The sequence below is a fragment of the uncultured Pseudoteredinibacter sp. genome (genome assembly GCF_947500695.1).
Lineage (GTDB): Bacteria > Pseudomonadota > Gammaproteobacteria > Pseudomonadales > Cellvibrionaceae > Pseudoteredinibacter.
In genome coordinates, this window is record NZ_CANMSS010000005.1 from 139,482 (window position 1) to 152,019 (window position 12,538).

Genomic DNA, 12,538 nt, shown 5'->3' on the forward strand with positions numbered 1-12,538 from the left:
GTAGCATTGGATTAAATTTGTCATCCTTTACTTTGTAATTCCACCAATAGTAATGCTGGAGTGCTTATATAGAAGCGATAAAAAATCGTTAAACAATGGAATCTCTTCTGCGGGAAGGTCTCTACTTGGGATCTCTATTTTAGTGACTACTACCATTTTGTCTTGTTTGTTAAGGTCGACTGTGCGGGACATGCGACCAAAGAGATGCTCAAATGTAACTTCTGAAGTTTGGCGGGTTACCTTCCAATTGTCACCTAGGCTGATTGTCATTTTTGAACTGTATTTAAGTCCTTGATTTAGCTGTGGATAGAGCTTATTGCTTAGGTAAATGGAATTAAGCTCCGATTTTAGCCAGTAGTCATACTCGGTGTATGATAATTTCTTTTCGGGGTCCGTAAAGGGAGGGTAGTAGGTTTCCGATTGAATATTTAAATCACTATTTATGTTTTCTTCTGAAAGAATCTTGAAGTGAGGCTGGGATTTTGAAGATACCAACTCTTGATATAATTCAGTCAACCAAGTGTGTTTTTCGTCCGAACTCTTTCCTGTCATTTGATTTCGAACATAACTGGAATACTCACCCTTGAAACGGCGGTCTAAGACTTCCTTGACACCGCCTTTGTCATCAAACTCCAAGTTAGTATCGAGCTCAATCTCCCAGCGATAGGGATTGATAGCCATTTGAGAAGGAAGGGCTTGCTCATGAAGAGCTAAACTTACGGCGCCTTGAATCCAGGCTGATATATGTTTCCAGCCGGTCGTTTGGTCGGTTGCATCGATACAAAAAGGTTGGTCGTTGTGTTTGAAGCAAACAATCATATGGTTGAAATAGCTCATGCTAGGAATCGCTAATTTATGGCTATTTTTTCTATCTGTTGCAATCAGAACTGGGTGGGCTTCTATTCCTAAGTGACGTAAGAGTGCAACCAATAAGGCAGATTTATCTTTACAATCCCCATATTTTCTTCTGATAACCTCAGCTACTGAGTGGGGAGTGATAGTATTGCCGTGTTCGGACATAGAAACGTAACGTATATCCCTCGCACTGTAGTGATGCACTGAATTTATTTTCTGCTCAGTGGTTAAATTGTCCAAACTCAAGCTGCTTAATAGCTCTTTGAGGCCTGAAGTGTCATGTTGTGATTTTTGAAATTCTCTATAGGCTAGATTGCGCACGTGTTCCCAGGATTTAATTTCTGAAATTTGGAACTGAGGTAAAACATCGCGCCAAAGCACTGAATTATCTTCTTTAAATGCTGATAGATTGTTGGCTTCGCATATTACTCCTGTGGGCTGAGTTTCACATTGAAGCAGATCTGAATCACTATGCCAGTAGAGTTCTTGTCCTTCTGGCCAACTATATGAAAGTCGCAGGTTTTCCTTTGGGTACAAATTATTAACGTATATTATCTCCGACCAATTCATTTCTAGTTGGCTGCGATCGAGTATGACTTCATAGTCAAGAACTAGCACACTTCCAGAGGCTAATCCAGGCATCGCCATAACGAGTTGTTTATCATCTGAAAATGTCGTGTAGCTGTCTGAGTCAACAACTTGTGCAGAGCTGGGTGAAAATGAGTGAATCTTGCCATTTGAATCGATTGTTAGTGCTGTGTGAAAACGAATGGATTCGGTCAATTCATTGAAATAAATTATTTCTGTACCATATTTACTAACGCTATCCGCATCGCCCAAATACCAAATAGCTTTAATTCTCGTTTTAACCTTGTGATCATCAATGACAGCTGAAATTTCTGACAGATGTTGAGCCAAGCCCTGAGGTTTGCTAGATCTGTTGATAAACTTCTGGGCTTGCTCAACGAGCTCTCCTGAGCTTTCTAATTGCCACTCAACATTTTTGTGCTCTGACCATGAGGATGTAGAAAAGAAGCAGCTTAATAGAAGAAGTAGACCTGAAATTTTATTCATATGCGCGTACCTGAGACAGCATATTCTGGATTTCTGCCTTATGTCTTTTAAATGGAATCTTACTGGCAGAAACTTCGGATATAACTTCTACATAGCCTGTGCCGTTTCTGATGACAGAAAAGAACTCTCCTGTTGGCTCGCCGAAATCTATTGTTTCGCAGTTCGCCACGAGCAAAACTTTGAGCTCGGCTTCCAGTAGCTGACGTTGTTGTGTGCACTTGTTAGGGCCATAACTTTCACTAAATTGGTCCAGGCGAAAATTGGCGATACTGTCAAAACTACTTTTAGAGTCATGATTAAATACTAAAATATAGCTTCCAGCGAGAGGGCCTGAAAATTCTGAAGCTGCACTACCATCTGAATAGCTGCCAATAGGAACCTGAGACCACCCATCTTGGGTGAAAGGAAAACGCAGACCTATTTCTTTGCTTTTGTATTCATCGCCGGATTGAAATTTCTGTAAGCTTTCTTGAAAGAGTGGCTTTAGAGATAGCTCGTAAATTGTGAATGTGCTGATAATTGCAAACAGTACAAAGCTTAGCCATTTGCCAATTCGGATTGCGATATGTTGTTTACGTAGATCTATATGATGCCCTTGTAGTTTCAGTAAGCTAAATTGATGATGCAAAATAGCTATAAATCCCGACCATAAAAGCAGAGCAAGAAACGTAATGTTCATATTGCCGAATACGCGCTCTGATGAAGAAATTACTAAGGCTGTAATAAATACCAGCGCGACCCAGCCACCATTCCAAGCGTTCCAGCGCTTGACTCCTCGATCTTGCTGCGTGCTTTGCAGCTTTTTAATAAGGCCTGGCCAGGCGAAAAGTTGAGCAAGCGCAATCAGAGGTACAAAAAACCAAAGCCATGGCGTTAGCTTGGATTTCTGCAGTTTATTAATATCTCTTGCGCGGGCCACAAGCCAAAAGCAGCTGTAAAAGCTAAGGCTAAAAAATACGATAAAAAAGAGAAAAAGAGTAGAGTCGGGTTTGTTAAGGGTAACGGTTTTATCTTCTAATGAGTCCTTTCTTGGTTCGTTGCTGAGTTGGTCACTGGTTGCTGAAAGACTTCCTGGTTCGCGCGGCCCCATGGCGTAATACTAATCCTTGTTCGATGGTCTAAAATACCGAGAGTTTCGGTAAAGAGGCATCAATATACGTCAAAATGGTTTTCGCTCCAAGCCTTGAAGTCCCTGTGTTAAGGGCGTTAAATACAGGCTTGGCTTAGTTTAGGCAGAATTAGTGGCGCTTGGAGCGGGTAAATGCTGTTCCGACTCGCTGATCATCCATTCGACTAAGCCCATCCACTCTTCAAGTAAAGACAGGATAATGGCTTTGCGGCTAGGGCGAACATCGCTTTGTTCAATGATATTTCGTCCTATAAGAGTCAAAGAGGAAATAATCTGACCGACGATAACGGGGTCTATAGCCACCATAAAAAACTCACAATTGCGGCTAAGGTAAGGTGGCAAGGTTCTGGCTGAGGGGGCGTCATTGGTTTTACCCGCAAGGATATTTTGCACTTCAAGGGCAAGTCTCGGCTCGCGGTGGCGCAGAAGCTTGAAGCTAAGCTCCAAACTATGGCGACTAAAAATATCTGGACGGTTTATGGTTAAATCTTTCAGTAGAGACAAAATACTTCCTCGCTCTGTGCTGAATCATCAGCTGCAAATCACAGTTACAGTGTAGTCCACAAGATGGCTTTCGCTGTTAAAATAGCTGCCGTATATCGGATGACAGAGCAAACAAAAGGTACACAGTTCAGGAAATGACAGCGATAAACAATGAATCAATAGCCGTTGACTCGACACTAGATGCACGTGGGCTGCTATGCCCTGAACCGGTGATGATGCTCCATAAGCATGTGCGTGAATGTCAGCAAGGCCAAGTATTACAGGTGCTTGCGACAGACCCATCAACCACCCGTGATATCCCTAAGTTTTGTAACTTTCTTGGTCATGAGCTGTTAAAACAGTTAGATGGGCAGGGTGAGAGTGCTGATGAGTTCCATTATTGGATTTGTAAAGGGGCTGATGCCTAGTGCTGTTTGGCATCGAAAAATTGTCTTTTACAGAGAAAAGTAGACAGAAGGCAGCTTGAGTAGCTGCCTTAGAGTGAATGAAAAGTAAGCTCCTGGCTTACTTTTCTTCAACCAAAATCGAGATGGCTGCTAGGGCTTCTGGATCTTCGGCTTTAATACGATTAGCAATCTGGTGCTGGAAGAAATAGCGGAATTCTTCTCGGCTTTGTACCTGATATAAGCAGTCATCACCTGGTAAAACAGGGGTGCTGACGACCTCAGACTCATCGGCCACCATGCCTGAAATCTTACCGTCACCGTATAAGCGCCAGCTTATTACTTCCGTTAGGGTAATGTTTTCATAGGCTTTGTCGGCCAGTACCGCGTGGGTACCTATGGTGTCCGGTATCTCCTGAATGCTGAATTCACCGTTGAGCTCGGCAGCCTCGTAGTCGTAATACTCAGCAGCGGTTTCTAGCTCGACCACCTTGTGAATCGGGGCATCATAAAAGACTTCATCAACGCCTGGGTCGTAATAACCTTCCCATTGGCCGTTGAGGGGGTCCTTGATGTCGATACAGGCGACAATGTCATTGAGCCAGGGGACTAGACCGACGACATCGCCGTTAGCACGCAAACCCCAGCACAACACCTTAAGACTGAACAGCTTATCAGGACTGGCATCGTTGCTATAAAGCATCTCCAGGCCGTCGAGTTCAGGTGCAAGGCGAATAAAGCGGGTATCATCCTCAGGCGCGTATTTCTGGCCCGTGAACAAATCAATGACATTACTCTTTTTAGAGCGGTTTTCCATGGTCTTCATGCGACTACCTCCCTTCTGGGTTTTGGCAGCTTAGGTGCCCACCCCAGTTTCAGAGTAGGCTTATTATTATATGGCACTCAAATTCGCGTAAAATTCCCTTTGGCGCATAAAATACAGCAGAAGGGGAGGTGCCATTAAAATTCTTACTATATAAAGTATAGCTAGATTGGCATAAGTACAACATTTTGACAAAATATTTTTTATTGGGCCCATGATCACTATATGTAGTGGTTTTATTTTGATTGATTAGGTTGAAAATTGAACAGTTATTATTTCGCTTACGGTTCTAATATGAACCCAGATAGAATGCGCACCCGGGGATTAGAGTTTGATATGGCTGTCTCTGCCACCTTACCTCAGGCGCAGCTGCTATTTAATAAGCGCGCAGCTGATGCTCCCCACCGTTCTTATGCCAATATCGGCTTTCATCAGAGTTCGGTAGTGGAAGGGGTGGCTTACCGGCTTAAGGATCATCGGCAGATCTTGAAGATGGACCCCTTTGAAGGGGCACCGCGTTTATACAGTCGCGATATATTTACCGTGCACGGTAGCGATGGCCCTATCGCGGCCTGGGTCTACGTCGCAAATAAGGCCATGTTGCAGGACGACTTAAAACCAGCACGTTGGTATTTGGAACACCTACTGGCAGGGCGTGAGTTTCTCAGTGAAGACTATTATCAGCGATTGACCCAAGTAGAGTGCGTTGCCGAATGAGTAGCTTAAACAACAAGCTTGAGATCGAGCACCGTTGTCAGGACTTGGTAAACATCTTCGCTGAGTGTTTCGAGCAAAGCCACAATACGGTATTGATTGCTGGAGCTGAAGAGCCTCTCTACCAGGTGGCCGATCAAGACTGTTCAAAAAACAGAATCTATTTCACTCGTGACTATTATGCCAGCGGCCTACATGAAATCGCCCACTGGCTAGTTGCAGGTGAGGAGCGCCGTCGACTCGAAGATTATGGCTATTGGTACGCACCAGACGGTCGAGGCGAAGAACAGCAAGCCGAGTTTGAAAAAGTCGAAGCAAAGCCCCAGGCATTGGAGTGTATTTTATCTCGCGCAGCCGCTTTTCCATTTCGCGTGAGTGCAGATAATGCCGAAGCAGGATTAATGCCTAGTGAAGAGTTTTGTCATGCTATTTTTAAGCAGCTACAGAATTATTGTGAAGGGGCTTTAAATGAGCGTAGTCAAAAGTTGATTGAGGCCTTACGTAGCTATTACGGCACTGAAGGCGCCGATCATCTTACTAGCTACCGCAGGGGCGATGTGCGATGAAACCACTGGCGGCGACTTGCCTGGTAGATGCTTCAATCTACATTTTTCAATATTATTTTTCCTTGCCTCCAAATTGGACAGCGTGCAATGGCTTTTCAACGGAAGCAGTATATGGTTTCTCTACTTTCTTGTTGAAGCTAAAAGAACAATATGGACCTGAGCGTATTGCTCTGTGCTTTGACGAGAGTTTAGGGCAGGGCTTTCGTGAGGAGATTTACCCTGATTATAAATCGAGCCGAGCATTACCCGATGAAGCCCTAGCTTATCAATTAGAAGCTTGTAGGGAGGTCGCCGAGTTAATGGGGATTCCCTGTTTCGGATCGACGCGTTACGAGGCTGATGATTTAATAGGTAGCTTAATGACTGTGGCTAAGCGCAGTAAGCAGCCGGTCGCTGTGTTAAGTCGTGATAAAGATCTAGGACAGCTAATTCGCAGAGAACAAGATTATCTTTGGGACTTTGCTAAGGATGTCTGTGCTTACCCTTCGGATATTCAAGAAAAGTGGGGAGTACCTGCAGAGGCGATGGCCGATTACTTAGCCTTGGTGGGGGATGCCATTGATGATATCCCTGGTGTGCCTGGTGTTGGTGCTAAAACGGCCGCTGCCTTGCTGCAAGCCCATGGTAGTGTCAAAGGTGTTTACGCCAATATAGATCAGCTACACAGCTTGCCAGTTCGCGGAGCCAAAGGCTTGGCGGCTAAGCTAGAAGAGCACCTGGAGCAGGTTGCTATGGCAAAAACACTGGCCACAATTGTTTGTGATGTTCCCTTGGTGAGTTCAATCAATGAACTACATTGGCAGCCAGCCGATCTATTGGCTTTAGACGAGTTCTGTCAACAGCAGGGCTTTTCGCGCTTAGCGAGCCGGATGCACAAAGTGTTTTCTGGTTCTTAGTTAGAGGCAGGGCTGGTTCGAAATCAATTTAGGAGTATGGCTTGATTATTCTGTTGGATGAAAACATTCCCGAAGCAGAGAGTTATTTTTCACGTTTTGTAGAAAAAAACGGTGGCGAGCTGCGATTTAAAGCTGGCCGCGAAATTGTCGCTGCTGATGTAAGGGATGTTGATGCCTTAATAGTTCGCTCTGTGAGTAAGGTGGATAAATCCCTGCTGGAGTCTAGCCCGGTAAAATTTGTAGGCAGTTGCACTATCGGTATGGATCATATCGATACCGCCTATTTGGATCAGAGAGGGATTGTGCATTCAAACGCGGCGGCTTGTAATGCTAACTCCGTAGTGGAGTATGTGTTCGCGGCCTTGGCACAGCTGAATTGCGATTGGCAGGGCAAACGTCTGGGCATCATTGGTATGGGCAATGTCGGCTCGGCGCTTTATAAACGTGCTTCAAAACTAGGCATAGAGTGCATTGGCTATGATCCGCTTATCGAACAAGATCGATACCCTATTTTGACCTCTCTTGAGGAGGTACTGACAGCTGATATTGTTTCTATGCATGCCCCATTGACTCGTACTGGGCCATACCCAAGTTATAAAATGATCGGGCAGGCCGAAATAGCGCGACTCAAGCCAGGTGCCGTTCTGCTTAACTGTGGACGGGGTGATTGCTTGGATAATCGAGCTTTGCTAGAGCGAATTAACAATGAAAGTGATTTGTTAACGGTACTGGATGTTTGGCAGGACGAGCCTAATTTACATGCGGATGTGTTAGCGGCCGTCGATATCGCGACGCCCCATATAGCGGGTTATAGTTATGATGGTAAGGTCACTGGCACAAGGATGATTGCGGAGCGATTGTCTGAGTTTTTGTCATTGGATTGGATAAATCTTAGGGGCTTACGGCAAGAGCCTGAGTTAGTCTCCGGCTTGGCTGCTGATTCGGTCTTTGAATTTCTCCGCCAATTAATTCCATCTTGCTATGATATATCTCAGGATGACAAGAATCTTCGCGAGGCTATGCAAACGCAATCTGACAATTTTGCCAAAGCCTTTGATGCTCTAAGGAAAAACTATCCTAAAAGGCGAGAATTCTTTCATTATCGTCTTGCTGAAGTTGATGGGCTTACAGAAAAAGAAAAGCAGCGGCTAGAACAAAGTCTAGCCGCTTTGGGATTTTCCCAATAAGTATGAGGAGAGTTTAAAACTGATACTGCTAAAATCTAAACCTGCTAACTTGCGTTTATCAGGTTTAAGAATTTGCCGGTGCCGATAGCGGATGTAGCCAATTAGGTAAATAGTTAATGAGCTGATCAATAGCTTGATCCACCGCCTGATTAACCATTTCTTCAGTAATGGGCGTTTCCGTTCCGTCATCGTTAATGATGGCAGCACCGTGAAAATTGCGGCGAGGAAAGGGAATTACCTTGGCGCAAGGCTGTATGGCTGCTTGCTCAGACATTTCACTTTCCTGTCTCAATTTCAATGCTGGCTAATATAGTCTGGGAATATGACTGCTATGTTACAAAGTGTAATTAGGGGCTATATTTTAATGCGCCAGGCTTAAGAGGAGATAGACGGTCGACAGTATCGGTTTAAAAGGTGATCTAGAAAAGTATCTATCGCCACCTTATCCGGGAGTTTAATTTTGTGCTTGTTAAGCTATTCGATGGATAAGATGGCGCACTGAACCTCGAGAGCTTTTAGGTCAGTAAATTTTTCAAGATTCCTTGGTACACATCCTGTAATTTGTCTAAATCTTCAGCATTTACGCACTCGTCTACTTTATGGATAGTCGCGTTGACCGGGCCTAGCTCTACGACTTGCGCTCCAGTTGGTGCGATAAAGCGCCCATCAGAGGTGCCACCAGCGGTGGAAAGTTCAGTGTCAATTTTGCAATGGTCTTTAATTGCTTTTACGGCGGCTTCTACCAAAGGACCCTCAGCAGTTAGGAACGGGTGGCCGCTCAACTTCCAGTTAATGTCATACTCCAAGCCATGCTTGTTAAGGATGGCTTCACTGCGTTCGCGTAAAATGGCTTCGCTAAGCTCAGTGGAAAAGCGAAAGTTAAACACTACGTCTACATCGCCAGGAATAACATTCGTGGCGCCAGTACCGCCATTAATATTGGAAATTTGAAAGCTGGTTGCTGGAAAGAAATCATTACCTTGATCCCATTCTTCAGCCGCTAGTTCAGCCAGAGCTGGAGCTGCTTGGTGAATTGGGTTACGAGCCAAGTGCGGGTAAGCGACGTGGCCTTGAATGCCTTTGACTTTGAGCTCGCAACCTAAAGAGCCTCGACGACCATTTTTAATTACATCGCCAACTTCATTAGTGCTGGAAGGCTCGCCGACTAAGCACCAAGTGATTTTCTCATTACGCTCTTCAAGCCATTCTACAACTTTGACTGTACCGTTAATCGCAGGCCCTTCCTCATCAGAAGTAATCAGAAAGGCAATACGTCCGTTATGATCTGGGTAGTCGGCTACAAAATTTTCTACGGCGACTAACATTGCCGCAAGACTGCCCTTCATATCAGCGGCGCCTCGCCCGTAGAGCATGCCGTCTTCGATGATAGGCTCGAAAGGTGGGTGCTGCCAGTTACTTTCCGGGCCGGTAGGTACAACATCAGTATGACCTGCGAAGGCAAATATAGGCCCTTTTTCCCCTCGTATTGCCCAGAAATTATCGACTTCGCCAAAGCGTAGATTGTGGATCTCGAAGCCCACCGCTTTAAGTCGTTCGCACATTAGTGCCTGGCAGCCTTCGTCTTCAGGGGTGACTGAAGGGCGGCTAATTAAATCCATTGCTAATTCTAAGGTTGGTGAAAGCTTGCTGGCGCTGCTCATAATGATCTCTTGCTAGATACTTCAGGCTGGAATGTGTTTCATGGTTTTCTACGAGAAGCTGCCACGCTAGATATAACGTGGCAGCTAATACGCTCAAAAGCCGTTTAGTTGTTAGCGTGTAGCTCTTCGTTTAGAGCAATCGCGTTTTTATTGGTTCTACACTCTACGGCACCGCTGCTTGAGTTACGACGGAACAGTAAGTCTGATTTAGCCGCTAAATCGCGAGCTTTTACTTCTTCGACTAGCTGGCCTTTATCATCAAGCAGTTGAACTTTAGTTCCCGCCGTAATATATAAACCGGCTTCAACGGTGCAGCGATCGCCAAGAGGAATGCCGATGCCAGCGTTTGCGCCAAGCAAACATTCTTTACCGACTGAGATAATTATATTTCCGCCGCCGGACAAGGTACCCATGGTAGAGGCGCTACCGCCAAGATCCGAGCCTGCGCCGATCATCACGCCAGCGGAAACACGACCTTCGATCATGCCTGGGCCTTCAGTACCCGCATTAAAGTTAACAAAACCTTCGTGCATGATGGTGGTGCCTTCACCTAAATAGGCGCCCAAGCGTACACGAGCGGTGTGAGCGATGCGTACACCAGCAGGCACAACATAGTTGGTCATCTTAGGGAATTTGTCGACACAAGAAACTTCCAGTACTTGGCCTTTTAAGCGTGCGGCTAGCTGACGCTCAGCTAGTTCACTTAGGTCGATCGCGCCTTCATTGGTCCAGGCAACATTGGGTAGCAAACCGAAGATGCCTGATAAATCCGTGCCGTGTGGCTTTACTAAGCGGTGCGAGATTAAGTGTAATTTTAAATACGCTTCTGGCGTATTGTTGGGAGCGTCATCTTCAGCTAAAACTGTTAGCACTAAGGGGCGTTCACTGCTCGTTAAAGACTTAGCAATAGCTGCTTGTTCAGTTTGGCCGGCATTGTTCAGGGCTTCCGCTAGCTTGCTCATAGCCTCATTGTCTAGCGCAATTGCCGCATTGCCGCCTGTGTAGCCAGCGGTAGTTAATGCTTGTGACATGGTGCTATCGGCGTTTAGAAGAGGGGCTGGGTAAAATACCTCTAGCCATTCGCCATTTTGATTCTGAGTGCCGACACCTAGGCCGACGCTGTATAGATTGCTCATGGTGATACCTTTATCAATTTTGTTATTGGGGGCCTTAGCTAGCAAGCCCTTAAGATTTAAAAATGTTCTCGTAGTCGGCCGCTTTAAAGCCTACTTTGCGTGCCTTGCCGTCATCAAGCAAGGGGCGTTTAATCAGGGTGGGGCTCTCTAAAATAGCCGTTAGAGCAGAGTTCGCGTCCATATTCGCGCGTAATCCTTCATCGAGAGCTTTCCAGCTGGTGCTGCGTTTGTTCAGCAGCACCTCCCAGCCCAACTCATCTATCCACGCGACAACTTGCTCTTTGTCTAAGCCGTCTTTTCGAAAGTCGTGGAAATCGTAGCTGATATCGGCTTGCTCTAACCAAGTTCGAGCTTTTTTGACGGTATCGCAATTCGGGATGCCATATAGGGTAACGCTCATTATTTCTCTCGCTATTTGACGTTGCTGTTTGCTCTTAGGCTCTGAAATAGACCGTGTTTTATAACTGGCTTAGAAGCCCGCAAAAGGCGCTAAGCATAGCAAATACTTACGGCCAGTATAATAGTGGGTCTCTTGATTGGGACGCGCAACAGTCTTTAGCCAAAGAACGCCATTAAAAACGCTAAGCCACCCAATACCACAACCCAGATAAAGGCCAGGATAAAGCCAATGTAACCGGTAACTAGGCCAGTAAGGGCTAATGCATCGCCTTGCAGTTGGCCGCCGCTTTTACGAATCTCTGAGCGTGCCAAATGACCCGTAATAATTCCGACTAAGGAGCCCAGAAAGAATAGACCTAAAATGCCGAACACTAAACTTACAATGGCCAGTGTTGATGTTTTTGCTGGAATGGCTTGGGTGCTTACTTCGGTGTTGCTTTGATTGTTTTCCATGTTTTTACTGTGTCTTTACTGCTTTGTTTGTGGGTTGTTGGTCTTTAAAGCCCTTTAAAAAGAAAGCGCTTGGCTTAACTTTTTAGGATTGCCTTAGGGCTTTAAGGTTACTTTAGGGTTTTTACGTTTGGGGTAGCAAGTCGTGCAAATCTCACAAACCGTGCCATCGCAGCCTCTTGCTGAGCAAAACTCGCGCCCCCAGTAGATGATCTGCAAATGCAATGCATTCCAAGAGTCTTCGGGGAAGAGTTTTTTTAAATCTTTTTCGGTTTGCGCAACGTTTTGTCCGTTGGTGAGGCCCCAACGTTGTGCCAAACGGTGAATATGAGTATCGACTGGAAAGCTAGGTACATCGAAGGCCTGTGCCATGACTACACCGGCCGTTTTATGTCCCACGCCGGGTAGCTTTTCTAGGGCTTCCATGTCGGCGGGCACTTCACCACCATGCTCTTCAATTAAAATCTGCGAAAGCTTGGAGATAGCTTTAGACTTTTGTGGTGATAGGCCGCAGGGGCGAATGATAGCTTGAATATCCTCAACCGTTTGCTTGGCCATATCAAATGGGTTGTCAGCGAGCTCCCATAAAGCTGGGGTAACTTGATTGACACGCTCATCGGTGCACTGTGCCGACAGTAAGACCGCCACCAATAGCGTATATGGGTCTTTATGGTCCAAAGGAATAGGTGGTTTTGGGTATTCCTTTTGAAGTCGGCCAAGAATGTAATTGGCTCTTTCTTTTTTTAGCATTTAGCGATAAC

At 45.5% G+C, this 12,538-nt stretch carries 15 protein-coding genes; 5 read left to right on the forward strand and 10 right to left on the reverse strand.

Going from position 1 to position 12,538, the window contains the following annotated elements:
* Positions 1-27: 27 nt before the first annotated feature.
* The 3 genes from Q1A08_RS11250 to Q1A08_RS11260 form a co-directional block, all read right to left on the reverse strand.
* The gene (locus Q1A08_RS11250) at positions 28-1,929 is read right to left on the reverse strand and encodes a DUF3857 and transglutaminase domain-containing protein (protein ID WP_299772866.1); all 1,902 of its coding nucleotides are present in this window, start codon (positions 1,927-1,929) and stop codon (positions 28-30) included.
* A complete protein-coding gene (locus Q1A08_RS11255) occupies positions 1,922-3,019 on the reverse strand; it encodes a hypothetical protein (RefSeq protein ID WP_299772868.1) in 1,098 nt (365 codons plus the stop codon). Before Q1A08_RS11255 ends, Q1A08_RS11250 begins: the two co-directional genes overlap by 8 nt.
* A gap of 138 nt (positions 3,020-3,157) precedes the next feature.
* Complete coding sequence (locus Q1A08_RS11260) at positions 3,158-3,562, reverse strand: hypothetical protein (protein ID WP_299772870.1); 405 nt, start codon at positions 3,560-3,562, stop codon at positions 3,158-3,160.
* A 134-nt stretch (positions 3,563-3,696) separates the two neighbouring features.
* Between Q1A08_RS11260 and tusA the strand changes: the two genes are divergently transcribed.
* Positions 3,697-3,969 carry a sulfurtransferase TusA gene (gene tusA / locus Q1A08_RS11265; RefSeq protein WP_299772872.1) on the forward strand — a complete coding sequence of 91 codons (273 nt, stop codon included), beginning with the start codon at positions 3,697-3,699 and terminating at the stop codon, positions 3,967-3,969.
* A 97-nt stretch (positions 3,970-4,066) separates the two neighbouring features.
* Here tusA and Q1A08_RS11270 read toward each other — a convergent pair whose 3' ends face one another.
* Positions 4,067-4,771, reverse strand: a complete 705-nt coding sequence (locus tag Q1A08_RS11270) for a hypothetical protein (protein ID WP_299772874.1) — start codon at positions 4,769-4,771, stop codon at positions 4,067-4,069.
* A gap of 258 nt (positions 4,772-5,029) precedes the next feature.
* On the opposite strand from Q1A08_RS11270, the gene Q1A08_RS11275 reads away from it, so the two are divergent.
* From Q1A08_RS11275 to Q1A08_RS11290, 4 genes are read left to right on the forward strand one after another with little or no spacing between them, the layout of a single operon-like run.
* Entirely contained in the window at positions 5,030-5,485 is a 456-nt protein-coding gene (locus tag Q1A08_RS11275) for a gamma-glutamylcyclotransferase family protein (RefSeq protein ID WP_299772876.1), read from the forward strand.
* A complete protein-coding gene (locus tag Q1A08_RS11280; protein WP_299772877.1) occupies positions 5,482-6,048 on the forward strand; it encodes an elongation factor P hydroxylase in 567 nt (188 codons plus the stop codon). The genes Q1A08_RS11275 and Q1A08_RS11280 overlap by 4 nt, the downstream gene beginning before the upstream one ends.
* Positions 6,045-6,944: a 5'-3' exonuclease H3TH domain-containing protein gene (locus Q1A08_RS11285; RefSeq protein WP_299772879.1), complete on the forward strand. Its 900-nt coding sequence runs from the start codon at positions 6,045-6,047 to the stop codon at positions 6,942-6,944. The genes Q1A08_RS11280 and Q1A08_RS11285 overlap by 4 nt, the downstream gene beginning before the upstream one ends.
* 41 nt (positions 6,945-6,985) lie before the next feature.
* Positions 6,986-8,131 (forward strand): 4-phosphoerythronate dehydrogenase, encoded by a 1,146-nt coding sequence (locus tag Q1A08_RS11290; RefSeq protein WP_299772881.1) that lies wholly within the window; start codon positions 6,986-6,988, stop codon positions 8,129-8,131.
* A 64-nt stretch (positions 8,132-8,195) separates the two neighbouring features.
* Here the strand turns inward: Q1A08_RS11290 and Q1A08_RS11295 are convergent, their stop codons facing one another.
* From Q1A08_RS11295 to nth, 6 genes are all read right to left on the reverse strand, one after another.
* Positions 8,196-8,405 carry a PA1571 family protein gene (locus Q1A08_RS11295; RefSeq protein ID WP_299772883.1) on the reverse strand — a complete coding sequence of 70 codons (210 nt, stop codon included), beginning with the start codon at positions 8,403-8,405 and terminating at the stop codon, positions 8,196-8,198.
* Positions 8,406-8,646: 241 nt separating this feature from the next.
* The gene (dapE, locus tag Q1A08_RS11300) at positions 8,647-9,792 is read right to left on the reverse strand and encodes a succinyl-diaminopimelate desuccinylase (protein ID WP_299772885.1); all 1,146 of its coding nucleotides are present in this window, start codon (positions 9,790-9,792) and stop codon (positions 8,647-8,649) included.
* Positions 9,793-9,896: 104 nt separating this feature from the next.
* The gene (dapD, locus tag Q1A08_RS11305; RefSeq protein WP_299772887.1) at positions 9,897-10,928 is read right to left on the reverse strand and encodes a 2,3,4,5-tetrahydropyridine-2,6-dicarboxylate N-succinyltransferase; all 1,032 of its coding nucleotides are present in this window, start codon (positions 10,926-10,928) and stop codon (positions 9,897-9,899) included.
* 49 nt (positions 10,929-10,977) lie between these two features.
* On the reverse strand, positions 10,978-11,328 hold the full coding sequence (locus tag Q1A08_RS11310; RefSeq protein ID WP_299772889.1) for an ArsC family reductase: 351 nt from the start codon (positions 11,326-11,328) through the stop codon (positions 10,978-10,980).
* Positions 11,329-11,483: 155 nt separating this feature from the next.
* On the reverse strand, positions 11,484-11,780 hold the full coding sequence (locus tag Q1A08_RS11315) for a DUF4190 domain-containing protein (protein ID WP_299772891.1): 297 nt from the start codon (positions 11,778-11,780) through the stop codon (positions 11,484-11,486).
* Between the two features lie 93 nt (positions 11,781-11,873).
* Positions 11,874-12,527, reverse strand: coding sequence for an endonuclease III (nth, locus tag Q1A08_RS11320; protein WP_299772893.1), 654 nt, complete (start codon positions 12,525-12,527; stop codon positions 11,874-11,876).
* Positions 12,528-12,538 lie beyond the last annotated feature (11 nt).

Bases quoted from the DNA above. Each gene is read 5' to 3' on its own strand.
- Q1A08_RS11250 (WP_299772866.1), bottom strand. From the start codon at position 1,929: ATGAATAAAATTTCAGGTCTACTTCTTCTATTAAGCTGCTTCTTTTCT.
- Q1A08_RS11255 (WP_299772868.1), bottom strand. From the start codon at position 3,019: ATGGGGCCGCGCGAACCAGGAAGTCTTTCAGCAACCAGTGACCAACTC.
- tusA (WP_299772872.1), top strand. From the start codon at position 3,697: ATGACAGCGATAAACAATGAATCAATAGCCGTTGACTCGACACTAGAT.
- Q1A08_RS11270 (WP_299772874.1), bottom strand. From the start codon at position 4,771: ATGAAGACCATGGAAAACCGCTCTAAAAAGAGTAATGTCATTGATTTG.
- Q1A08_RS11280 (WP_299772877.1), top strand. From the start codon at position 5,482: ATGAGTAGCTTAAACAACAAGCTTGAGATCGAGCACCGTTGTCAGGAC.
- Q1A08_RS11285 (WP_299772879.1), top strand. From the start codon at position 6,045: ATGAAACCACTGGCGGCGACTTGCCTGGTAGATGCTTCAATCTACATT.
- Q1A08_RS11295 (WP_299772883.1), bottom strand. From the start codon at position 8,405: ATGTCTGAGCAAGCAGCCATACAGCCTTGCGCCAAGGTAATTCCCTTT.
- dapE (WP_299772885.1), bottom strand. From the start codon at position 9,792: ATGAGCAGCGCCAGCAAGCTTTCACCAACCTTAGAATTAGCAATGGAT.
- dapD (WP_299772887.1), bottom strand. From the start codon at position 10,928: ATGAGCAATCTATACAGCGTCGGCCTAGGTGTCGGCACTCAGAATCAA.
- Q1A08_RS11310 (WP_299772889.1), bottom strand. From the start codon at position 11,328: ATGAGCGTTACCCTATATGGCATCCCGAATTGCGATACCGTCAAAAAA.
- Q1A08_RS11315 (WP_299772891.1), bottom strand. From the start codon at position 11,780: ATGGAAAACAATCAAAGCAACACCGAAGTAAGCACCCAAGCCATTCCA.
- nth (WP_299772893.1), bottom strand. From the start codon at position 12,527: ATGCTAAAAAAAGAAAGAGCCAATTACATTCTTGGCCGACTTCAAAAG.